The organism is Candidatus Zixiibacteriota bacterium, assembly GCA_035574315.1.
GTDB lineage: Bacteria > Desulfobacterota > Binatia > UBA9968 > UBA9968 > DATLYW01.
In genome coordinates, this window is sequence record DATLYW010000048.1 from 186,591 (window position 1) to 209,193 (window position 22,603).

Genomic DNA, 22,603 nt, shown 5'->3' on the forward strand with positions numbered 1-22,603 from the left:
GGCGCTCCCGAAAAGACCGCGCTCTGCGGCCGCGAGAGCTCCCGGCAACGTCGGCCGCCGCACGGCCCGCGCAGCCCGGCCGGCTACGGCGCCAGCAGAACCATTTTCCAGACCCCGCCCTCGCGAGTGTAAAGCTCGCGCTCGTGCAGGCGGTCGGGTTGTTCTTTCCAGAACTCGATGCGCTCCGGCACCAGCCGGTAGCCGGACCAGTACGGCGGCCGCGGCACCGGCTGCCCCTTGAATTTCTCCGTCCAGGCCGCGAACGCGGCGAGAAGCTCGTCACGGGAAGCAAGCATCGCGCTCTGCTGCGACGCCCACGCGCCGAGCTGGCTTCCCCGCGGGCGAGTGGCGAAATATTCGTCGGCCTCGCGATCGCTCAGAATCTCGGCCGTTCCCTCGATCCGGACCTGCCGCTTGAGCCGCTCCCACCAGAAGCAGGCCGCCGCCCGCGGGTTCTCCGCGAGCTGGCGCCCCTTGCGGCTTTGGAGATTCGTGTAGAACACGAAGCCCCGCTCGTCCACTTCTTTGAGCAGAAGCATGCGCACGGCAGGCTGGCCGTCGTTTCCCGTGGTTGCGAACGCCGCCGCGTTGTAGAGCGGAATGCCGAGACGCTCGGCGCTGGACAGCAACTCCCTGAACCGGTGTATCGGATCGTTGTTCGTTGAGGTCAAAGGCTTCTCCTTGCGAGCTGGTTTTCCCGCCGGTCGCGCCGTGTGCTTATTCTCCCTAGGAGCCTCCGTGGAAGTAGAGCCGCGCTCGTCCGGAAGCGATCATCCGCTCGAGCTTTCGTCGCAACCAGCGCTTCACCCACGCGCGCGTCACAGGGACCAAAAATACCAACGCCAGAAGATCGGTAAAGACGCCCGGCGTGATCAGCAGAACGCCGGCCGCGAAAATGAGCAGCCCGTCGACCAGCTCCCCGGCGGGGACGGTCCCTTGCGACAGACTGTCCATCATCCGCCGGAAGGTTCTGGCCCCTTCGAGACGGACCAGCAGTGCCCCCAGAAATGCCGCAGCAACCAGCAGGATCACGGTATTGAGCGCGCCGAGAAAGCCGCCGATCTTTATGAGCACATAAAGCTCGAGGACGGGGACGATGCTGAAAAGGAAAAACAGCCACTTGACCATGGGTCAGCTGACCTTGCGCGCCGCCTCCGGCGGAATCTTGCAGGAAAACCGGTCCGGATGCATGATGGCCGCCAGAATCTCCAGGCCGTCGACCAGCCGCGGTCCAGGGCGGCTGAAGTAGGCGCCGCCGTCGACGGCGAAAACGCGGCCTTCCGCGACCGCGGGAAGCTCCTTCCAGCCCGGCTTTCGACTGAGCGGCCGCGCTTCCGCGAGCGTGCGCTCGACGTCGAAGCCGCACGGCATGAGAATCAGCACTTCGGGCTGAAACTCGACGACCGAGCGCCACCCGACCCGGCGCGACGGCTCGCCTTTCTCCGCCAGGCCGTTTCGACCGCCCGCCAGCTCTACCATCTCGGGCACCCAGTGACCCGCGCTGAAAAGAGGATCGAGCCACTCAAGGCAGGCCACCCGCGGCCGCCGGGCCGATCTTGTCCTGGCTTCGACCTCCGCGACCCTTCGCGCCAGTCGCCGGACCAGCGCGTCGGCCTCGGCCGACCGGTCTGCGGCTGAGCCGACGCGGCGGATATCGTCGAAGACGTCGGCGAGAAGGCGCGGCGCGAGGCCGACGACGCGCGGCCGCGGCTCCAGCGATTGGCTGGCCGCGACGACGTCGTTATAATCCAGCGCGCACACGTCGCAAAGCGACTGCGTGAGGATGAGGTCGGGCCGGACCCGCCGCAGGCGCGTGCGGTCCAGGATGTAGAGAGGACCGCCGGAGCGCACGCGCTCCCTCACCGCGCGGTCGATCGCGCCGCTGCTTGCGGCCGCATCGAGCGCCGGCTTTACGACCACGGTCTTCTGCCGCGCTTGCGGCGGATAGTCACACTCGTGGGTGACCCCGACGATCTCGTCTCCGAGCCCCAACGCGAAAGCGATCTCGGTGGCACCGGGCAGCAGAGAACAGATGCGCATGGCTTGATTTCTAGCAGAATCGAGGCGTGATGAGAACCGCCGATGCGATGCGCGTGGGGTGTTGCGGCTTTCCGGTCGCACGCCGCAAGTACTACGCCACCTTTGCGGCTGTCGAGATCCAGCAGACCTTCTATCAGCCGCCGCGACCCGAGACCGCGGCGAAATGGCGTGCCGAGGCGCCGGCGGGATTCGAGTTCGCGATCAAGGCGTGGCAGCTGATCACGCACGAGCCGACCAGTCCGACATACCGCAGGCTCAAGATCGAGATCCCCGTGACCAGAGCGTCCCGGTACGGGTCGTTCAAGCCCACCGACGAGGTCAGGGAGGCATGGGAGGTCACCCGCCGGTTCGCGCGCGAGCTGGGGGCCCTCCTCGTCCTGTTTCAGTGCCCGGCGAGCTTCACGCCGAGCGCGGGGAACAAGAAAAACATGCGAAGATTCTTCGCCGCGGTGGAACGCGGGAATCTCACCTTGGTCTGGGAGCCTCGCGGCGAGTGGAGCGCCGACGAGATCCGCGGCCTGTGCGAGGAGCTCGACCTCGTCCACTGCGTCGACCCTCTGCAACGACCGGCCGTGTGGGGCCGCCTGCGCTACTACCGGCTCCACGGCCCCGCAGGCTACAACAGTCGCTACGAGCCGCCGCAGCTGCAGCGGCTGCTCGGAATGTGCGCGCGGAAAACCTACGTCTTTTTCAACAACCGCTACATGTTCGAGGACGCCCGTGCTTTTCTCCGCCTGCTCCGCCGGACGGCGCCTTCACGCCCCTGAACGGTGTCGTGCCCGATCCTCGGCGGGCGGGGACGGCGGTCCCCGTTTTTTCTCGACGTTTCCATTGACAGCCTTCCTCGATGCCTCCTAATATTGCGGGCGCCGGCTGCGGCCCGGCGGACGCAATTCACTGGCGGGGAGATCGGCCCATGACAGCTCGCAAGGCAAAACGCACGCGATGGCTCCTGGCTCTTCTGGCGGTCTGGCAGTGCGCAGCGGTTTACGCGCAGGAGAAAAGCAAAGGCGGAGCGGATCTCCTCGCCCAGCTCTACGCGGACGCCAGGAAAGAAGGGACGGTGATTATCTGGGGACCCACGGACGCGATCATTTACCAGCGCGCCCAGGAGCGGCTGAACAAGCAATACCCGGGGATCAGGATCGAGCACTTCGAAAGCATCCCCGAGCCGCTGGTGCAGCGTGTCATCGCGGAAACTCAAGCCGGCAAGCCCCCCGCGGTGGACGTCATCCAGTCCGGCTCGTTACGCGCGCTGCGCCCGTTGATCGACCGCGATATGCTGGTGGCCTACCCGGGATGGGAAAGAAGCTTCGGGCTGGACGCGGTTTACGCGAACCAGCGCTTCGTCGGCGCGTACAATCATATCGCCATGCCCGCTTCGGCCGGCGAGGCTTACTGGGCTTTTCGCGAGGCCCTGTCTCGGCCGACGCCCACGCTGTTTTTCGAAGACCGCTCACTGCACTCGCGGGCCGACGAAGTACAGGAGCACAGCCCGGGTCTGCGGGCGCGGATCGCGCGCGCAGGCGAACGGCTGACGATCGTCGCCGCCGGGCGTGCCGCAGCGCTCGCCGAAGACGCCGCGAACGAGCTGGCGAAGGACGGCTGGCGTGACCGTGTGGAGGTGGTCAGCCTGGGCTTCGTCAAACCGATCGATCGCGAAGCAGTTCTCGAGTCGGCACGCAAGACCGGCAGGGTGTTGATCGTTCAGGACGAGCCGCCGTGGTCCGGGTACGCGCCCTTCGTACGCTGTCTGCTCGACCGGTTGCCGGCGGGGGCTCTGGCTGCGCCGCCACGTTTGATTTGTGGCGCCGACCAGTTCCTGCCGTTCTGGGACGAGCGGCCCTTTCTCCCTTCGCTCGAAGCGGTGGTCGCCGCTGCGCGGGAGCTGGCACGCTGAGAGGTTCCGGCGGTGGCGGCGCTCAGGGACCCGGCTCGCTCGGCGGTTCGTCGACGTCGGTCAGGTTGAAGTTGACGACGATCAGAGGCGGTAGTCGTCGTACTTCGCCGTACCGACGAAGACATCGCTTTTCTCCAGGAACTCTCCCGTGCGCGCGTCGAAGGCATAAATCTGCAGGTCGGCCCTTCCCCGGTTGCGCTGCGACTTGAAGAGAGCGATCCCCGGTATCGGGATCCCCATGATCGGCAACGCGAGCACCAAACCACTCTAGCACCGCCTCGCCGCCCATCCAGGCAGTGTCCGGATCGCTCTCTCGATTGCCTTGGCGCGGCGTCAAAGGAGCGAACTTCGGCCCCCCGAGTTCTCGCTCGACGCTCCACGTAAACCTTTCGGGCCCCATGCCGTCCAATTGCGACGAGGCGCCTGAAAAAAGCAAAAGGAGACCGACGAGCATGAAAAGAGCGATAGTTGTTGGACTTGGCCTGTTGGCCCTCGGAGCGGCACCGGCGATGGCCGATCACCACGAGTACCTGGACAAACTGGGAGATCGGATCAACGACCGGCTCGATGCCCGAGGAGATCGGATCAACGACCGACTCGACGCGAAAGGCGAAAGGATCGACGAGCGTCTGGACGCACGGGGCGACCGGATCAACGACCGGCTCGATGCCCGGGGAGATCGGATCAACGACCGGCTCGATGACCTGGCCGAAAAAGCCCGGGAAGAAGGCAGAACCAAGCTTGCCGATCGTCTGGACCGCAAAGGCGACCGGATCGAAAGCCGCCTGGACAGGAAGGGGGACCGGATCGAAGCGCGCCTCGACCGGCGCGGCGACCGGATCGATCGCCGCCTAGACCGCGTCGGACATCGCCGCCACCTTCACGACCGCTAGAGATCCCGCCGAGCGCGTACTGAGGGGCGGCCCTTCGGTCCGCCCCTCCTTCCTCTCCGAGCCGTGTCTCCTCTCCCCCTCCGTCACCTCAGCCCCGAGAGCAGTCGTTCTTGAATCCGTGCTCGACCCCGCTCTGCCGCAGACCAGCGCGGCAAGCAATCCCGCACGCACCACCTCGCGCCCGCGTTGACACGCCCCCGGGAGTCGCATATTTTCGCTGCCTGATCGTCGATCTATGTTACCGGGCCGGAACTGAGTCAGCTCGGCGGGATCGGTTGCACGGGTCGCGGGCGAGCGTGCGCGATGAGCTATATTGTCGGCGTCGACATCGGCGGCACCTTTACCGATTGCGTGGTCCTGGACAAGAAGGGTAACGTCACGCTCGGCAAGGCTCTCTCGACACCGGAGGATTTTGCTGCCGGAGCTCTGCACGCCCTCGCCGACGCGGCGCGCAACATCGGACTGTCCGGCGAGGCGGATCTGCTGAACGATACCCGGCTGTTTTTTCACGCGTGCACGGTCGCCGACAACTCGCTGATCACTCGAAGCGGCCCTAAGACAGGCCTGCTGACCACCCTCGGTTTCGGAGACACCCTGCTGATCATGCGCGGCCGCACGACCGAGGGGCTCACGGAGAGTGAGGCCTTTCGCGCATCCGGACAGAGCAAGCCGGAGCCGATCATCCCACGCTCGCTGATCGAGGAAGTAGCCGAGCGCGTCGACTACAAGGGATCGGTTCTCGTCCGGCTGGAAAAGGAGGAGATCGTCCGGGCGGTCGATGCGCTCCTCGGGAAGGGTGTGGAGTCCGTGGCGATCGCCTTGCTCTGGTCTCTCGCCAACGACGCGCACGAACGCGCTTTGGCGGACTACCTGAAAACCCGCTGTCCGTCGATTTACCTCAGCCTTTCCAGCGAGGTCGCGCCTTATCTGGGAGAATACGAACGTACCGCAACCACCGCCTTCAACGCCTACGTCGGCCCGAGGATCGCGGCTTACTTGCGACGGCTGACTGAACTTCTCCGATCGAAAGGCCTCCGCCGGGATCCGCTGGTTATGCAGGCCTACGGCGGAGCTCTCGATATCGACGATACTTGCAGAAGTGCCGCGGGAACCATCGAGTCGGGTCCCGCCGCCGGGATTATCGCCAGCAGGTTCCTCGGCGAGACCATGGGGATCGAGAACATCCTGACCACCGACATGGGCGGCACGACCTTCAAGGTCGGCGTCGTTCGCGGGGGCCGGGTGGAGAAGGAAAACAAGCCGGTTTTGATGCGTTATCAGCTCTGTCTCCCCAAGATCTGGGTCGAATCCATCGGCGCGGGGGGCGGCAGCATCGTGTGGATCGACTCGGAAACCGGTCTCCTGAAAGTCGGCCCCCACGGTGCGGGATCGCGTCCCGGGCCGATCTGTTACGGTCTCGGCGGCACCGAGGTAACGGTTTCCGACGCCGATCTGATTCTGGGTTATCTGAACGAGGAGTGCTTTCTCGGCGGTCGAATGAGGCTCGATCGACAAAGAACATTAGCGGCGTTTGAGGCGAAGATCGCCGCCCCGATGAAGATGACGGTCCCCGAGGCTGCGAGCGGGATTTTCCGCATCACTAACGCCCACATGAGCGATTCTATTCGGCGGGCGACCGTCGAGCGCGGCTATGATCCCCGCGAATTTACGCTGTTCGCTTTCGGCGGTGCCGCTCCTGTGCACGCAGGGCGTTACGCCGCCGAACTCGGCATCCCCGAAGTCGTGATCCCGCTGACCGCCTCGGTGCACAGCGCAGCGGGGCTGGTGAGCTCGGACGTGGTTTACGAATTCGGCCGGTCCGAGCGCCTGGCGGTGCCCGCAGCGCTCTCTCGGGTGCGCGAGCAGTTTGCGCTCTTGACCCGCAAAGCCTCGGAGAGCCTGAAAGGCGCGGGCTTCGAGGGCTCCGATATCGCCGTCGCCCGCAGCCTCGATATGCGTTATCGCCAGCAGGTTCACGAACTCACGATTCCTCTGGCGCCCGGAACCGCGGAGATCTCCGAGGCCGAGCTCGAGGAGGTTTACGAACGCTTCGACCGGGTTTACGAGCGGACCTACGGTCCCGGCTCGGGCTATCGGGAAGCGGGCAAGGAGATCATGGCCTTTCGCGTGGTTGCCACGGGCAGGCTTCCCAGGCCACGCCTGCGGAAATATCCTCTTCGAGCGAGTCGGGCGGGTGCCGCGTTGAAAGGGCAGCGACAGGCCTATTTCGAGGAAGCGGGCGATTTCGTCTCGACGAAAATTTACGACTACGACCGGCTTTCCCCGGGAGACGAAATCGAGGGGCCGGCGGTCGTCGAAACGCCGCTCACCACCATCGTGGTCAACCCACGCGATCGCGCGATGGTCGACGAGTATCGTAACGTGAGGTTGTTCCTGGGAGCCTGAGTCATGCCGCCCGGTGATATTGATCCCGTCACCTTCGAGGTGTTGTCGCACCGGCTGCACCACATCACGCGCGAGATGGGCATCGCGCTCGAGCGCACCGGGGGAACCGTTACGACCACGCAGCAGCATGACTACAACGCCTCTCTTTACCCGGCCGGACGGCGCTATTCTCGCCGCCGGCGAGACCTATGGGCACCATGTTGTCTGCGCCGGGTTCGCTGTGCGGCGGATCATCGAGCGTTTCGGAGCAGACGAAATCTTTCCCGACGACGTTTTTTTGCTGAACGACCCGTATCTTGCCGCCATCCACAACCCCGATGTCTACGTCATCGCGCCGATCCACTACGAGGATGCACTCGTGGGTTGGAGCGCCACCTTTGTGCACGTGAGCGACGTGGGTGCAATGACGCCCGGCGGGGACTCGCCCGACGCAACGGAGATCTTTCAGGAAGGATTCCGCATACCTGGCATCAAGCTCGTGGAACGAGGCAAACTTCGCCGCGACGTCTTCGAGATGATCACGCGCATGACGCGGCAGCCCGATGCGGTGGCCCTCGACCTCAAGTGCGAGATCGCGGCGAACAACGTCGCGAAGGCCCGGATTCTGGCGATGTGCCGCCAGTACGGGCCGCAGCTGATGCAGCGCGTCTCGGCCGAACTGATCAACCACACCGAGCGGGTGTTGCGCAGGCGACTCAGCGAGGTCCCCGACGGCGAATGGCGCGAGAAGCTGACCATCGAGGCGGACGGTCCTTGTCGACTTCGGCTGGTCCTGCGCAAGCAGGGAGACCGCCTCACCTTCGATTTCACCGGCACGGACCCGCAGGCAAGAAAGGGCGTAAATCTGCCCTTCCACGGTACCTTCGGCTTTTGTTTCGGCGCCGTGCTCTATTCGATCGCCTACGATCTCCCAAAGAATCAGGGAATCCTGGCGCCGCTCGACATCGTCGCTCCTGAGGGGACGCTGGTGAACGTCGCCTACCCCGGCCCGATATCCATGAGCACGACCTCCTCCGGCTTCGGTGTGGGCTTTCTCGCAAGCTCCGTGCTCATGCAAATGCTCGCAACGAGCGATCGCTGGTGTCGCGAAATCGTGGCGCCCAGTGCCAGCCACCGCAACTGCCGCCACTCCGGGGTGAACCAGTACGGCCGCTACATGGCGTTCATCAACATGGCGCACGGCGCCATGGACGGCAACGGCGCACGCATAGACCGTGACGGCGTCGACTCGGGCGGCAGTTATATGAGCTGTCCCAACGTTGAATGGATGGAGCTTCAGTACCCCCTGCTTTACCTGTTTCGCCGGCACGCGGTGGACAGCGCGGGAGCCGGGCGGTTCCGGGGTGGCGTCGCCGTCGAATCAGCGCATACTCTGCACGACGCGCCGGAGGCGAAGATCCGGGGAGTCGCGTACAGGGTGGCGGGCCTGGAAAACTCCGGGCATGGCATGTTCGGCGGCTATCCCGGAGCGCCGAGTGTCATGGTTCTGATGGAAAAGACCAGGATCAAAGAGTTGCTGGCCGCGAACCGGCCGCCCATCGATCTCCGCGAGCTCGGGGGTAAAGAAACGATGCTTTCCTACTGCAATTTCGAGCTTCGCGACGGCGACGTGTTGTACATGCGGGTGGCCGCCGGTGGCGGTTACGGAGATCCCCTGGAGCGGGCCCCGCAGCGCGTACGCCACGATGTCTTGAACTCCATCGTTTCTCCCGCGGCGGCGCGGGAGATCTATGGGGTGGCTCTGTTCGGGAAAGACTTCGACGTCGATTCGGAAGCCACCCGAGAGCTACGATCCCGGCCGAGAAGGCCGGAAGCTGGACGAGGCGTCGCGAGCCGTCCGTTACGAGAAAATCTGGAAATCGCCGAAGGCGCAAACGGCCGCTGGATTCGCTGCACCCGTTGCCAGCAAGCGCTTTGCCGGGAGGCGGAGGACTGGCGGGCCGCGTGCAAGAGAAACGTCTCGTCCCCGACCCGAGCCGGGCCGCTGATGAAAGTCCTGGAAGGGCGCTATGTCTTTGAAAGGCTGTACTGTCCGTCTTGCGGTGTCCTGCTCAACGCCGAAATGGTGGAGGGAACATGAAAGTTGATTCGTTGTGCTCTGTCGTCGTCGTTTTCCTTGCCTCTCTGTACGTCTCCCGCGCCGTCGCGAGCAATCATGAGTATTACCGGGGTAAAACCGTGCGCGTCATCGTCGGCCTTTCCGCCGGGGGTGGCTTCGACGTCTACGCCCGCGCCGTCGCTCGCCACATGGGCAGATATATTCCGGGAAACCCCTCTTTCATCGTCGACAACATGCCCGGCGCGGGGAGCATGATCGCCGCCAATCACGTCTACAAGGCAGCCAAGCCGGACGGGTTGACCCTCGGGCATTTCGTCGGCAGTCTGTTCATGCAGCAACTGCTCGGCCGGCCCGGCGCCGAGTTCGAAGCCACCAAATACCAGTTCATCGGCGCTCCGATTCCCGAAAGGACAGCTTGCGCGCTGACCAGGGCCAGCGGAATCGGCAACCTGGAACAGTGGCTGGCGGCGAAAGCCCCGGTTAAACTTGGTGCGACCGGTTCCGGACCGATCGTCGACGTCCCCAAAATACTGAAAGTGGCGCTCGGCCTCGCGGTGCAACTCGTCCTCGGCTTCAAAGGCACATCCGACATTCGCCTCGCGGCGGAGAGCGGTGAGCTCGCCGGCGCCTGCTGGAGCTGGGACGCGATCAAGTCCACATGGGCCAAAGGACTCGAATCGGGCGATGTGAATATCGTCTTGCAGGCTTTGCCGAAACCACACCGTGATCTGCCGAAAGTACCGCTGGCGATCGACCACGCCCGGAACGACGAGGCGCGCAGGCTCATTGAGGTAGGCATTCACGACGCCGCCGATGTCGCCAGACCTTTCGTGATGCCGCCGGGGACCCCAAAAGACCGGGTCCAAACGATGCGCGCCGCTTTCATGGCGACGCTTAGAGACCCCGGGTTTCTCGCGGAAGCTGAGAAATCGAAGCTCGACGTCGACCCGGTCCCGGGCGAGACGCTCGAGAAAATCGTTTCCGCGCTGTACAAGACTTCTTCCGTGATGCTGGCAAAGCTGAAGGAAGTCTTGAACTGAACCAGGATCATACCATGAAGCTGATCGGACTCATCTCCCCCAACCTCAGTGAAGAGACCTTCGAGGGCGTTTACAGGATTCTCCCGCCGGGGATACGCTCGAAGGGCGCTTAAGGTCGGGCGATTCGCCGACGACGAGTTCCGCCGCCCCGGGCTTCGACTGCTTCGCGGGCTGAAACCCGACGGAGGGCAATTCCGGCTCGCACCCGAGCGCCAAGCGGGTTGGGCCACGACGCACGGCCGCATTGATCGCGGTCGCGAGCCCCGCACGATTCGACCGCTATTTCTCCCAATTGCAGATTTCCGCGGCCGCAAGCGCGTAAACCTGCGCGCCGACGTAGATCTCCTCGATGTCGATTTGCTCCGAGCGAATGGCGTATTTTTTTCCGCCCAGGCCGAACTTGATCGCCGGGATCCCCATTTCATTGTAGACGTTGGTGTCGGTCCAGATGCTGGCGCGAAACGGGTTGGGCCTGGGCGGTTCCTTGCCGCAGGCCGTGACGAACGCCCGCCTGACGGCCTCGATGATCGGCTCGACCCCTTTCGCCTCGTAACCCATGAGGGAAGCGTACATCTCGAGCTCCCAGTCGACCGCGGCGCCGGCAAGCGCTTTCTTCAGCTCCCGCTGAACTTCCAGCGGCCGCAGCTCCGGAGGCGTGCGCACGTCCACGTAAAGCGAGCAGACGCCGGGAAAATAGTTCGGCCTGAAAGGCGCGCCGCCCTGGATGGCGCCGATGTTCACTTTCGGAAGCAACGGGCCCACCGCCGACTGGTAGACCCGCCGCTTCTCGAAATCGGCGGCCCAGCGATCCACGGCCTCGACGACCTTCATCATCTTGAGCACGGCGTTGTGTTCTTCCGGCGGCTCCTGTTCCCGCGTCATGCCCCACGCCGCATGCGGGTTGCCGAAAGTGCTGATGCGGAACTGGGCCACCCCGTTTTGCGCCCAGACGATCGAGTGACCCGACCGGTCCGCGCAGATCGCGTAATCGGACTGGATGCCGTGAGTGAGCAGGTGGCGGGTGCCGGTTCCCTCGCCGCGATACGCCCCGGACTGATAGGGACCGATCGGCGTCCGCGAGATCTCCCCCGCGACGGCGGCGAGAATCAGGTCGCCCTTCAGCTCGACGCCGCTTTGCTTGAGCGCCTTGCCCGCTACCATGAACGCCGCGAGGCCCGACTTCATGTTCGACGCGCCGAGGCCGAACACCTTGCCGTCGCGTATCGCCCCGCGGAGCTCGCTCTCGGGTTCGAGCTCCCTGCAGAACATGCGGTCCTCTTCCGTGCCCGTGTAGCTGGTGTCCATGTGGCCGTTGATCTGGAGCACCGTTCCGCCGCCTCGACCCTCCACGACGCCGACCGCATTGACCCGGTTGGGGTCGATCTCCTGGCGGATCGGTTTGATGCCGTGGCGCGAGTACCAGCCCAGGATGAACTCCCCGATCTCTCGCTCCGAGCCGGTGGGGCTGGGAATGTCGCAGAGCTGTTTCGTCAGCTCCGCGCACTCCTCGCGCGTGATCCTCTCGAGGATCGCCTCTTTGACTTTGTCGCTTGTCATGCTTCCTCCGAATACTCCGCGCTCTTCCGCGCGGTCCGTCGTGTCTGCCGAAAGTCAGAATGCGACCGCCGGCCGGTGCCGAAACCAGCCCGCAGCTCGCTCGTAGGCGTGAGCCGCCCTGAAAATAAGCTCTTCCTGGAAAGGGGCCGCCGCGATCTGCAGGCCGATGGGCGTCCCCGCCCTGGAGAAGCCGCACGGAACGCTGATCGCCGGGAACCCGGTCACGTTGAAAGGGATCGCCGTCAGGCTGTCCGCCCCGCCGCGCTCGTCCTGCCGCCGGACCTTTCTCCCATCGATATCGATCCAGCCTTCCGCGCACTCCGCGATTGTCGGGGCCGCGAAGCCGACGGTCGGAAGCGCCAGAAGGTCGACGCGCTTCATCAGGGCGCGAAATTCATCGCAAATGATCCTTCTGACCCGCTGCGCCATGAGATAGGCGGACGCGGGGATCAGCAGGGCCGCGAGGTAGGCGTTGCGCGTCTGCGGGCTGTAGTCGCGCGGGCGCTCGCGCAGGTTGCGATCGTGCGCCGACGCGTTCTCGACGCGGCTCGTGCAAACCTTGACCGCCGGAATCAGATCCATGTGCGGCGTCGTGACCTCCTCGCTTTGCGCGCCCAGATCCTTCAAGACGCCGAGAGCTGCGCCAAAAGCCTCGCGCACTTCCGTCGTGACGACTTCTTCGAAGTATCCCCGGAGGACGCCGATCCGCAAGCCCTTTACATCCTCGCCGACGCTGTCCCGATAGCGGCCGACCGGGCGATCCGCGCTCAGCGGGTCCCACGGATCGTGCCCTGCAACCGCTTCGAGCACGATCGCCGCATCTTCGACGGTTCGTGTCAGGATGCCGGTGTGATTGCAGGAATAGGCGCCGGTTCCGGGAACCGTGCCGTACTGGCTGATTCTTCCGTACGTCGGTTTCAGGCCGACGATGCCGCACATCGCCGCCGGATTGCGCACGGACTGAGCGCTGTCGGTGCCGACCGAAGCCAGGCAGAGACCGGCGGCCACCGCCGCCGCCGAGCCGCCGCTCGAGCCGCCGGCGATGCGGTCGAGGCTCCACGGGTTGCGCGTGGTCCCGTAGAACGGGTTGATGGTCGTGCCGCCGAGCGCCCACTCGTGCAAATTGGTCTTGCCGAGAACGACCGCGCCGGCCTCTTTGAGCTTTTGGACCACGGTTGCGTCCGAATCCGGCACCCAGTCGCTCAGAATCCTGGAACCCGCCGTCGTCCGGACCCCCCTGGTCGCGAGATTGTCCTTGATCGAAAACGGGATACCGTGCAGCGGCCCGCGGTAGCGGCCTGAAGCGATCTCCGCCTCGGCTTTCTGCGCATCGGCCAGCGCGGCCTCCGCGGTCACGGTGACGTAGGCGTTGATCTCCGGGTTAAGCCGCTCGATGCGCTCGAGGAAAAGCCGTGTCAGCTCCAGCGGGGACAGCTCGCGATCTCGTACGAGCGGCGCAACCGCGGCGATGTCGCAGTTCTCGATTTCCCGGGCTTTCACGACGGCTTCCCCAGATCCATCTTGAGCGCCGGAACCACGCCTTCGACTTCGACCTCGAACAGTTTCTTGAAAAGTCTTTCGGCCGCCTCGGCCTGGCTTGCGATTTGATCGATTTCTTCCTCGGAAAGATTCAGCCCGTACTCCCGGTCGAGCTTCCGTACCGCTTCTTTCATAGCCGGAGCTTTTATCTCCCGTCACCCCCGGTGTCAACGGAACCCTCGCCGGGGCGCGCCCTGAGACCTCTTGCGCCGGGATGGAGCGGCTTTCGGGCTCGTCGGCATGTGTCTCTTTCTGCTAGGATCGGCATCGGCGAGCGCGATGAGCCCTTGAAGCGAGCTGCGCAAACTGCCGCGCAAGGAACGCACTCGACATTCCGCGCCTATGGTCGACCGTTACGACGCCATCGTGATCGGGTCCGGACCGAACGGTCTGGCCGCCGCGATTACGCTCGCCCAGCGCGGGAAGTCCGTGATCGTGTACGAGGCGGAAGACGAGATCGGCGGCGGCGTTCGATCGGCGGAGCTCACCCTTCCCGGCTTCGTCCACGACGTCTGTTCCGCGGTCTATCCGCTCGCCGCCGGCTCACCCTTTTTTCGCTCGCTCCCGCTCGCGCGCTACGGGCTCGAGTGGATCGAGCCGGAGGCGGCTCTCGCGCACCCGTTCGATGACGGAACCGCAGTCACCGTCGAACGCTCCGTCGCGCGGACGGCGGAGCAGTTGGGAGAAGACCGCGACGCCTATTCCCGTTTGATGACGCCGCTGGTTCGCGCGTGGCGGGGCCTCGACGTCGATCTGCTCGGCCCGCTTCGATTCCCCTCGCAGCCGTGGAGCATGGCGCGTTTTGGCATGCTGGCTCTACAGCCTGCGAGCCGCCTTGCCCGGCGCTGGTTCAGCGGGACCCGGGCACGCGCGTTGTTCGCCGGGCTCGGCGCGCACGCGATGTTGCCGCTCGAGCTGAGGCCCTCTGCGGCCTTCGGCCTGGTGTTGGGAATCACCGCACACGGCGTCGGCTGGCCGATCGCACGCGGCGGCGCCCGAAGGCTCAGCGCCGCCCTGGCTTCGTATCTCAGGAGTCTCGGCGGCGAAATCGTCGTGAGCCGGAGGGTGCGCAATCTGAACGAGCTTCCTTCCTCCCGAGTCGTCCTGTGCGACGTGACGCCGCGACAGTTGCTCGACCTGGCCGGGGAGCGACTTCCGGAGGGTTACCGCAAAAGCCTGCGGCGCTACCGGTACGGCATGGGTGCGTTCAAAGTCGACTGGGCGCTCGGCGGCCCCGTGCCGTGGAGAGCGCCCGAGTGCACGCGCGCCGCGACCGTCCACCTCGGCGGCAGCCTCGAAGAGATCGCGCTTTCAGAGCGCGCGGCCTGGAACGGACAGCACGCCGAGCGGCCTTACGTGCTCCTCGCGCAGCCTTCCCTTTTCGATCCTTTGCGCGCGCCGCCGGGCACACACACGCTCTGGGGCTACTGCCACGTGCCAAACGGCTCGACGGTCGACATGACCGAAAGCATCGAACGGCAGATCGAGCGCTTCGCGCCCGGCTTCCGGGACCTGGTGATCGCGCGCCATACGATGTCTCCGGCTGCGCTCGAGAAGCACAACGGCAACCTCATCGGGGGCGACATCAACGGCGGCGCGCCCCTGCTCGGTCAGCTTTTTCTGCGGCCGACGAGAAGGATCTACCGGACCCCCGTGAAAGGTCTCTATATTTGCTCCGCGGCGACGCCCCCGGGCGGCGGCGTGCATGGAATGTGCGGCCACTTCGCCGCCCTCCAGGCGCTCCGGGATGCGTTTTGACCGGGCTCTTCCGTTCGGCCGGGAGCGGAGGCCGCCGGGCCGACTGCGGCTAGGCCGCGGTCGATCCGGACAAGCGCCGGGTGCGCGAGCCCGGAGAGGCTCGCCGGCCCTCGGACTTCTCCGGCTCGCTCACGACTCACTCGACCGGCAACGGCAATCCCGGGCTGGACAAGGCCTGATCCATGCAGGAGATCTTTCCTCGACTCGGGCCGCTCGGCGACGCCTCGCCGCCGGAGTTGGGGAAGTTATCGCGCCGATTGCCGTCGGAGTTGGCGGTGCAAAAGGTGGTGCCGATCAGAAACGGGCTCGTCGGGAATTCCAGAGGACCCTGGTTTCGAAGGCCGGTTGTCCCGTCCGGAGCGTTACGGAAAATCTCTATGGCCTGCTTTTGCGGCGTGACTACCACAATGGCGTTTCTCTCGTTCGCCGAGTTCCAGATGTTTCCCGCCGTGTCGAGGGCGATTCCGTCAGTTCCCTCGAGGAGCGGATGGGCGACGAAGACCGTGTCGAGGCAGACGGTGTTGGGGGTGAACGTGGTATCGCATCCGATCTGACCGCCCGCCACGCTTCCGTCGTTGTTGAACTCGACCTTCCAGATCGCTCCTCGAGCGGTATCCGCGATGAACAGATCGCCGTCCGGATTGAACGCCAAACCGTTGGCGACGAGGTCTTGAGGATTCCCGTTGGCGGCTGTATGCGGAAACGTTCTTGCCTGCCGGCCTACCCCCTGGGCGGGCTCGGCAGCCAACTGCACGCTGCTGATGTCTCCCCCCAACGCTGTGCCATTGCGCATCGGCTGAATGCGAAAAACTTCTTCGCAGTTCACGCTGGTCGCGCAGTCCGCGTTCGGTCCCGATATTCTCCAGACTCGCCCGCGCCCGGTCGTGCCGTCTCCCGTCCACAAGCTGCCGAATCTGTCGAACGCCAGCCCGTTGGTTCCGGGAGCGTTGACCGCAAACGCCGTCGCGTCGGGAACGGCGTTGCAAGCCGGCGTACTCGAGTCGTCCGACGCGCAGCCCACAGGATGGGGTTTGACCCTCCAGACTCTTCCGCCGCCGGCTGCATCGGCAATATACAGGTTGCCGACCGCATCGAACGCTATGCCCGACGGATTGCACGCGGGGTTGTTGGCAATGAAAGCAACCGTTCGCCTTGCTCCGCTGGAGTCGATTCTCCACACCGGGCATTTCTTGTTCGTGTCCGGCTGGCGTCCGGTGGTGTATAGGTTACCGGTCGCGTCGGCGGTCAAGCCTTCGATCGCAAACGGCGTGAGGGCGCGGGTCGTGAAGGTCGGATTGGAGGGAAACTGCGCCCACGCCGGCGAAACCAACAGGCCGACGATCGAAACGAGAAACGACCGTGTGGTCCGTTTCAATTTCATACCAGCGCTCCTTTCCCCTCAAGGGAGTTGCCCAGTTTTTCGCAGTGCCGCACGAGCGCAAAATTCGATGCCGGCCGATTCTATCGTAACCGCGGAAAGCTTTGTCAATCCCCCGAGAGAGGCGCCGGGCGATATACCCGGATGAGCGCGGGAAGTATTCCCCAAGAAAACGCAGTTTGCTTGCGGAACCGGGGCCTTCCCGAATACGCTTTCGGATTAACCCGAGCATGCTCCCTTGCATGAGCCACGCGATCTCCGCCGCTAGGGGGACACTCGAAGCTTCCGTGCTAGGGGCGGAGCCCAGGAAAGGCCACAGGGATGGCCGCCTCCCGGCACGGGTTGGCTCTCGCTTTACCGCGCCGAGCGGAAGAGATCGCGCCGTTTCTTTGTCCACATGCGACCCGCCAGCAAAAACGATCGGACGACACTTTCGTGCGCTGGCGAAAACTGTTGATTCTTCTTGAAAACCAGAGATACCTGCCACTGTCCGAACACGCCCCGGAGATCTTTCATCACGAAATAAGACAGCTCGTCTTTCGATACGCAGATGTCATGCACGAGACCGATCCCAAGTCCGAGTCTGACAAATTGCTTGATGGCTAAACAGCCGCCCGCCTCCAGTGACACTTTCAGCTCCAGACCCTTCCGGGCGAGGACTTCTTCCACCACACGTCGGGCCGTCGAGTGGTGCGGCAGGACCACGAGGGGGTACGACGCAATTTGCTGGATCGAGTGGAGCTTAAAACTCGACCGCGACGTGCTCTTGGGGCAAATCGCAACTAAGCTAGATGACAACACCGGCACGCAAGCCAAATCGCGGGGGATGGACGGGAACCAACCGACACCGAGGTGAATTCGGCCGTCCAAGATCGACTCAATGATTTCTGCGGAAGAGCGCGTCAGCAGGCTCACCCGCGCGCAAGGATTGCGTTTCGCGAACTGGGCCAAGTGAGGACCCAAAAAAAATGCCGTGTCGCTCCCCGCGGCGATCTCGATATCGGTCGGTACATCCTCCCGACCATCTCGCACGGCTGCCACAGCCGCGTCGAGATCATCCATGATTCTCGACAACCGGTCAGAGAATACCCGGCCTCTGCCCGTCAGCAACAACCGATTCGGTTTTCGCTCAAACAGCTTGACACCTAGCTCACGCTCTAGCCGCTTCAGCCTGAGCGACACACCGGCGGGCGTAAGCCTCAGAAGACTGGCGGTCACTCCTAGGTTCCCCTTCCGGGACAGGTGAAGAAAAGCCTTGAGTTGTTTGAGCTCCATGGCCCCTTCGGCGGTTAATCTGGAATTAATCGGGGATTATCAAAGATTAAATCTTGACACAAACCGAGCGGCTTTCATAACCTGACGACTCGTGGGAAAAGCTGCACCGTAGATCTGCACGGATCACCCACGGGAAGTTCATCGAGGCGAGAAAGCCATGGGAAATGTCCAGAAAGTAGACGTGCCCTACGAACACTGGGATCGGATGTTTTCGCCGGTCGCTTGCGCTGTCATGATCACAACGGTCGACAAGGAGGGCCGCGTTAATGCTGCGTCATTCGCTACATGCGTAAGGCAGAATCACGAGCCTACCTGCATCTCGTTTACCGTCGAGATAGGTAAGGACACCTACCATAATGTTCTGGAAACACAGGAATTTGTGGTGAACATTCCATCGTTTGACAGAGAAATTCTCGAAAAGGTAAGGGTGGTCGGCCTGCCGTTCGCCCGAGGGGTCAACGAGCTGGAGAAAGCCGGCCTAACCCCGATCCCGAGCAGGGTACTGAAACCCCCGCGTATCGAGGAGTGCAAGGCCCACTATGAATGTAAAGTGCTCTGGACCAAGGAATGGCTGCACCGCCTCACAGTCATGGGACAGGTTGTGGCCGCGTCCGTCAATTCGGACTGCATCGACGCCAACGGGTATGCTGTTCTCGAAAAGCTCCGGCCGACGCACTATTGTGGGCGGGCTTTCGATAATAAATTCGTCGCCTCTTACGAGGTAATGGAAGTCGGGATGATCTACAAAGGCCCCGAGGCTCGGCACAAGCCGAAGTAACGCGATGAATCCGCTAAGACACGCCATGATCCCCCGGCTATTGTTTGTGCTCGCTATAGTGATGAGTACCGCGGGTAAATGTGTCATGGCCGCCACCGAGAACGGCGATTTTTATCGCAATAAGGTCGTGCGCATCGTCGTCGGATCAAGTCCGGGCGGCGGCTATGATTACTGGGCAAGGCTTCTAGCTCGCTTCTTGCCGAAGTATCTTCCCGGAAACCCGGATGTCGTAGTCCAAAATATGCCCGGCGGCGGCTCGGTGGCTGCGGCAAATTACCTCTACGAGGTCGCCAAGCCGGATGGTCTCACCGTCGGAATGCCCAACCAGCTCGTCTACCTGGGTCAGATCGGCGGCAGCAGGGAAGTTAAATTCGACATCCAAAAGTTCAACTGGATCGGTTCACCTGACCGCAATCCTACCGTCCTCTACATCCGGGCCGATTCGCCGTATAAGACCATGGATGACGTGATCAACGCGAAGCTTCCCCCGAAATGCGGTGGATCCGGAAGGGACAGTTCGAGCATTATTTTTGCGCTACGGACTTTGATCGGTGCGAAATTCGAAGTTGTCCTCGGATATCAGGGAGGAAGCCAAACCGACTTAGCCGTCCAAAGGGGTGAGATCGTTTGTCGGTCCATGGGTTTAGGCGCTCACTTTAGCCGCGAGCCATTTACCGAATGGCATCGCAAAGGCTTTGACAGACACTTGCTTCAGACCGGAATGCAAAGGGATAGGCGAGCGCCGGATGTTCCCACCCTCTATGAGTTGATGGACCGCTACAACACCCACGATCTCGGCCGCCGAATTGCCCGCATACTTACCGCCGGTGAGATCTTCGGTCATCCGATGATTGCGCCGCCCGGCACCCCTCCCGAACGCGTGAAAACCATCCGCGACGCGTACGCGAAAGCGCTCAGGGATCCCGAATTGGTCGCGGAAATTCGAAAAAAGAACTACGATTTTGACCCGGTAAGCGGAGATGAACTCCAGGAGCTGGCCAAGACAGTGGCCAGTCAGCCGCCTGAAGTCATCGAGCAGGTGAAACGCCTGCTGGGGCGCTAAGGACGAGCGTAGCGATGAGCTTTACTGTGGGGGGTCGTTGGTCACTTTCCCTTAGGCTGGGCCTCTCGCTTCATCGCCTTCGCGTGCTTCACCATCACTTCCCCCATCTTGATCATCATCTCGCCGCGCATTTCCATCATCCTTGCCGCCATCTCGGGATCGCTTCCCGCCATGCCCGTCATCGCCATCATCGGACACATCGCGCCCATCCCCATCATCCCGCCGCCCATCATGCCGTGGCTGCCCTGCGCTTGCTCCTTGTGCATCTGGCCCTCCTGGGAAAAACCTCGGGTCGACGGCCAGGCCATCCACAGGAGAAAGGCCGCGATCGCGCAAGCTGCTAATTTGCGTGGCATTTGAACCTCCTGATCGATATCGTTCAGAACCGAGTCTAACGTAATCCAGGATTCGCCACAACTTACATGGCGTGTTGCGACCGCTAGAAGATCGGGCCGAGTCTCACCTGCCGGGCAGGTCAAAAGTAGCGCTGGCCGAGGCCGGCGACGCGAATCGAGTACGCGAGGGGCACGAGAAGGGGCGCAAGGCCAGAGACACTTCAATATTCCCGCAACAACCGTCCGGGTCCCGGCAATCGATCCTCGATGCCGACGAGGCGAAGCGCCTGCCACAGGCCGGCCTGGTTGCTCGTGATCACCGGCAGGCCGCGTCGGTCCGGATTCATCGGCGCGAACGTCACCGTTGTCAAGCGCACGCTTCTCGCGCAGCGCCGGCACGGCCCCCGGCCTCGTTGACAGTCCGGCCCGGTGCGGGATACGCTCCCGCGCGGGAGTGGCACGCGGCCCAGAAGCGTGGGCATCCGGGAGGCTCTATGAAGGCTGTTCGCATTCACCGCTTTGGAGAAACCGAGGATGTGCTCCAGTACGACGAAATCCCTGTTCCCGAGCCGGGAGCGGGCGAGGTCTTGATCAAGGTCGAAGCCGCAGCACTGAACCGCGCCGACCTCGGTCTCCGCAAGGGCACCTATCGGGTGGCTCCCGAGGATCTGCCGATCGTCCCGGGCCGGGAGTTCGCCGGCACGATTGCCAGGCTCGGCCCGGGAGTGCAGGAATTCAAGATCGGGGACCGAGTGGTCGCCTACCCCGGCAAGGGCGGCTATGCGGAATATGCGGTCGCCCGGGAGTCGGAAGTCCACCCGATCCCGCCCGGAGTCGACGCCGCAACCGCCGCTTCGGTGCCGACCGTCTTTCTCACGGCGTGGTTCGGGCTGCTGTCCGATGGGAAGCTCAAGGAGGGCGACTGGTTGCTGGTTCAGGCGGGGAGCAGCGGAGTGGGAGTGGCGGCGATCCAGGTCGGCAAGCACGTCGGGGCGAAGGCGATCGCCACCTCCAGCGGCGAGGACAAATGCCGGCGGCTGCGCGCTCTGGGAGCCGATGCGGCCATCGACTACACGGTCGCGGACTTCGTCGCCGAGACGATGAAGATCACCGGGGGGAGGGGCGCCGATGTGGTGCTGGAGATGATCGGAGGCGACGTCTACAAGAAAAGCCTGGAGGTCCTGGCGCCCGGCGGACGACTTGTTTCGATCGGCGGAGCGTTCGGCGCCGTTCCCGATCCCGCTCCGACATTGGCGGAGGGACGCCGGGCGACGCGTTTCTCGATCACCAACTATCTCAAAGCCAATCCCGGCGACTTCCGCCACCTCGACCTGTTCCTGCGCCTGATCGCGGAGAACAAGTTCAAGGTGATCATCGACAAAACGTTTCCGCTCGCCGAAGCCAGGGCCGCCCAGCGCTATCTCGAGGGCCGAAGCCATTTCGGCAAGATCATCCTGATCCCGTAGCTCCGCCGCCCTGCCGGGTCTCCCTGGCCGCTTTCTTTTCGCTCTGATAAAATATTTTCCGGTGGAGGAATCCGAAAACAGGGAGATGTCCGGCGGCGCGCGACGCCGCGCCGCGCCCGATTTCGCGAGCCTGAGCGACGAGCAGTTGCTGCAACTCCGGATCTGCGATCTCAAGTTGGAGATCCGGGGAACGGAGCTCGAATCGCGCATCGAAAAGTTTTATCGAGAGCTCGAGGCGAAGAACATCGCCTGCAAGCCGATCTGTTACCTGGGCGACGAGTGGTTCTGCCCCGAAGGCTCGGCGACCATCGCCATCCCCTTCTATCTCGCGCACCCGCGCCTCAAACGGCTCGAAGAGAAGATGATGCTCGAAGTCGAGGGAGGCACCGAGACCTGGTGCATGCGGCTGCTCCGGCACGAGATGGGTCACGTGCTGAACCACGCCTACCTGCTCGACCGTGACCGGCGGTGGCAAAAAGTCTTCGGACCGCCTTCGCTGGAATACTCCGAGAGCTTTCGAGCACGGCCGTACAGCAAGCGCTTCGTCCGCCACCTCGAAGGCTGGTACGCGCAGAGCCACCCGGAGGAGGATTTCGCCGAAACCGTCGCGATCTGGCTGACGCCGGACCTGGATTGGCGAACGCAGTATCGCGGCTGGAAGGCGCTGGAGAAGCTCGAATACGTCGACGGTCTGATGCGCAAGCTGGCGGCCACCCCACCCCTGGCTTTCGTCAAGACCAAGATGAGCGAAGCCTCGCGCCTGCGATCGCGCCTGGAAAACTACTATCGGCGCCGGCGGCGCGCGTACGCCCAGGATTTTCCCGACTTTTTCGACGCCGACCTGAAACGTCTCTTCGCGGAAGCGCCTGCTTCACCCGACGGCGAGCGTGCCGCGGTCTTCTTGCGGCGGTCGAACCAGCTGATCCTCAACGCGGTCTCCAGCTGGACCGGCGAGCCGAAGTTCACCGTCAATCGCCTGCTGCGGGCACTCACCGACCGCTGCGCCCAGCTCGACCTGCGCCTGCGCTCGCCGCTGACCGGCGTGGAGGTGACCGCCTATTTGACGAGCCTCGTCTCGCATTACCGACTCACCGGAAAATTCAAGGACCGCTGACC

22 protein-coding genes are annotated in these 22,603 nt (G+C 63.7%); 11 read left to right on the forward strand and 11 right to left on the reverse strand.

Annotation, left to right across the window (positions count from 1 at the left end; genetic code table 11):
• Positions 1 to 83: 83 nt before the first annotated feature.
• The 3 genes from pdxH to VNN77_17265 are packed head-to-tail and all read right to left on the reverse strand — an operon-like array spanning position 84 to position 2,040.
• A complete protein-coding gene (pdxH, locus tag VNN77_17255) occupies positions 84 to 671 on the reverse strand; it encodes a pyridoxamine 5'-phosphate oxidase (GenBank protein ID HXG53147.1) in 588 nt (195 codons plus the stop codon).
• 55 nt (positions 672 to 726) lie between these two features.
• A complete protein-coding gene (locus VNN77_17260; GenBank protein ID HXG53148.1) occupies positions 727 to 1,128 on the reverse strand; it encodes an FxsA family protein in 402 nt (133 codons plus the stop codon).
• A gap of 3 nt (positions 1,129 to 1,131) precedes the next feature.
• Positions 1,132 to 2,040: a cobalamin-binding protein gene (locus tag VNN77_17265; GenBank protein HXG53149.1), complete on the reverse strand. Its 909-nt coding sequence runs from the start codon at positions 2,038 to 2,040 to the stop codon at positions 1,132 to 1,134.
• Between the two features lie 29 nt (positions 2,041 to 2,069).
• Between VNN77_17265 and VNN77_17270 the strand changes: the two genes are divergently transcribed.
• Together VNN77_17270 and VNN77_17275 are read left to right on the forward strand one after the other, a co-directional pair.
• Positions 2,070 to 2,807 (forward strand): DUF72 domain-containing protein, encoded by a 738-nt coding sequence (locus VNN77_17270; GenBank protein ID HXG53150.1) that lies wholly within the window; start codon positions 2,070 to 2,072, stop codon positions 2,805 to 2,807.
• 149 nt (positions 2,808 to 2,956) lie between these two features.
• Entirely contained in the window at positions 2,957 to 3,940 is a 984-nt protein-coding gene (locus tag VNN77_17275) for a transketolase C-terminal domain-containing protein (protein HXG53151.1), read from the forward strand.
• Between the two features lie 81 nt (positions 3,941 to 4,021).
• On the opposite strand, the gene VNN77_17280 is transcribed toward VNN77_17275, so the two are convergent.
• Complete coding sequence (locus VNN77_17280; GenBank protein HXG53152.1) at positions 4,022 to 4,201, reverse strand: hypothetical protein; 180 nt, start codon at positions 4,199 to 4,201, stop codon at positions 4,022 to 4,024.
• 191 nt (positions 4,202 to 4,392) lie between these two features.
• On the opposite strand from VNN77_17280, the gene VNN77_17285 reads away from it, so the two are divergent.
• The 4 genes from VNN77_17285 to VNN77_17300 all read left to right on the forward strand — a co-directional run bounded on the left by VNN77_17285 (position 4,393) and on the right by VNN77_17300 (position 10,338).
• A complete protein-coding gene (locus VNN77_17285; protein HXG53153.1) occupies positions 4,393 to 4,833 on the forward strand; it encodes a hypothetical protein in 441 nt (146 codons plus the stop codon).
• A gap of 303 nt (positions 4,834 to 5,136) precedes the next feature.
• A complete protein-coding gene (locus VNN77_17290) occupies positions 5,137 to 7,239 on the forward strand; it encodes a hydantoinase/oxoprolinase family protein (protein ID HXG53154.1) in 2,103 nt (700 codons plus the stop codon).
• Positions 7,240 to 7,366: 127 nt separating this feature from the next.
• The gene (locus tag VNN77_17295; GenBank protein ID HXG53155.1) at positions 7,367 to 9,319 is read left to right on the forward strand and encodes a hydantoinase B/oxoprolinase family protein; all 1,953 of its coding nucleotides are present in this window, start codon (positions 7,367 to 7,369) and stop codon (positions 9,317 to 9,319) included.
• Positions 9,316 to 10,338: a tripartite tricarboxylate transporter substrate-binding protein gene (locus VNN77_17300; protein ID HXG53156.1), complete on the forward strand. Its 1,023-nt coding sequence runs from the start codon at positions 9,316 to 9,318 to the stop codon at positions 10,336 to 10,338. Before VNN77_17295 ends, VNN77_17300 begins: the two co-directional genes overlap by 4 nt.
• 279 nt (positions 10,339 to 10,617) lie before the next feature.
• Here the strand turns inward: VNN77_17300 and VNN77_17305 are convergent, their stop codons facing one another.
• From VNN77_17305 to VNN77_17315, 3 genes are read right to left on the reverse strand one after another with little or no spacing between them, the layout of a single operon-like run.
• On the reverse strand, positions 10,618 to 11,895 hold the full coding sequence (locus VNN77_17305; protein ID HXG53157.1) for a M20/M25/M40 family metallo-hydrolase: 1,278 nt from the start codon (positions 11,893 to 11,895) through the stop codon (positions 10,618 to 10,620).
• A 54-nt stretch (positions 11,896 to 11,949) separates the two neighbouring features.
• Positions 11,950 to 13,395, reverse strand: coding sequence for an amidase (locus tag VNN77_17310; protein HXG53158.1), 1,446 nt, complete (start codon positions 13,393 to 13,395; stop codon positions 11,950 to 11,952).
• Positions 13,392 to 13,568, reverse strand: coding sequence for a hypothetical protein (locus tag VNN77_17315; protein HXG53159.1), 177 nt, complete (start codon positions 13,566 to 13,568; stop codon positions 13,392 to 13,394). Before VNN77_17315 ends, VNN77_17310 begins: the two co-directional genes overlap by 4 nt.
• Positions 13,569 to 13,776: 208 nt before the next feature.
• Here VNN77_17315 and VNN77_17320 point away from each other — a divergent pair, with 208 nt between their 5' ends.
• Positions 13,777 to 15,192, forward strand: a complete 1,416-nt coding sequence (locus VNN77_17320) for an NAD(P)/FAD-dependent oxidoreductase (protein ID HXG53160.1) — start codon at positions 13,777 to 13,779, stop codon at positions 15,190 to 15,192.
• A gap of 136 nt (positions 15,193 to 15,328) precedes the next feature.
• On the opposite strand, the gene VNN77_17325 is transcribed toward VNN77_17320, so the two are convergent.
• Both VNN77_17325 and VNN77_17330 read right to left on the reverse strand, forming a co-directional pair.
• Positions 15,329 to 16,573, reverse strand: coding sequence for an SMP-30/gluconolactonase/LRE family protein (locus VNN77_17325; GenBank protein ID HXG53161.1), 1,245 nt, complete (start codon positions 16,571 to 16,573; stop codon positions 15,329 to 15,331).
• Between the two features lie 351 nt (positions 16,574 to 16,924).
• Positions 16,925 to 17,845: a LysR family transcriptional regulator gene (locus VNN77_17330; GenBank protein ID HXG53162.1), complete on the reverse strand. Its 921-nt coding sequence runs from the start codon at positions 17,843 to 17,845 to the stop codon at positions 16,925 to 16,927.
• A gap of 157 nt (positions 17,846 to 18,002) precedes the next feature.
• On the opposite strand from VNN77_17330, the gene VNN77_17335 reads away from it, so the two are divergent.
• Positions 18,003 to 18,623 carry a flavin reductase family protein gene (locus tag VNN77_17335; GenBank protein HXG53163.1) on the forward strand — a complete coding sequence of 207 codons (621 nt, stop codon included), beginning with the start codon at positions 18,003 to 18,005 and terminating at the stop codon, positions 18,621 to 18,623.
• Positions 18,624 to 18,708: 85 nt separating this feature from the next.
• A complete protein-coding gene (locus tag VNN77_17340) occupies positions 18,709 to 19,686 on the forward strand; it encodes a tripartite tricarboxylate transporter substrate-binding protein (GenBank protein HXG53164.1) in 978 nt (325 codons plus the stop codon).
• A gap of 41 nt (positions 19,687 to 19,727) precedes the next feature.
• On the opposite strand, the gene VNN77_17345 is transcribed toward VNN77_17340, so the two are convergent.
• A complete protein-coding gene (locus VNN77_17345; protein HXG53165.1) occupies positions 19,728 to 20,042 on the reverse strand; it encodes a hypothetical protein in 315 nt (104 codons plus the stop codon).
• A 200-nt stretch (positions 20,043 to 20,242) separates the two neighbouring features.
• Positions 20,243 to 20,368, reverse strand: a complete 126-nt coding sequence (locus VNN77_17350; protein HXG53166.1) for a hypothetical protein — start codon at positions 20,366 to 20,368, stop codon at positions 20,243 to 20,245.
• 147 nt (positions 20,369 to 20,515) lie between these two features.
• Here VNN77_17350 and VNN77_17355 point away from each other — a divergent pair, with 147 nt between their 5' ends.
• Both VNN77_17355 and VNN77_17360 read left to right on the forward strand, forming a co-directional pair.
• Positions 20,516 to 21,487, forward strand: coding sequence for a zinc-binding dehydrogenase (locus tag VNN77_17355; protein ID HXG53167.1), 972 nt, complete (start codon positions 20,516 to 20,518; stop codon positions 21,485 to 21,487).
• A gap of 85 nt (positions 21,488 to 21,572) precedes the next feature.
• Complete coding sequence (locus VNN77_17360; protein HXG53168.1) at positions 21,573 to 22,601, forward strand: putative zinc-binding metallopeptidase; 1,029 nt, start codon at positions 21,573 to 21,575, stop codon at positions 22,599 to 22,601.
• The last annotated feature ends 2 nt before the right edge of the window (positions 22,602 to 22,603 follow it).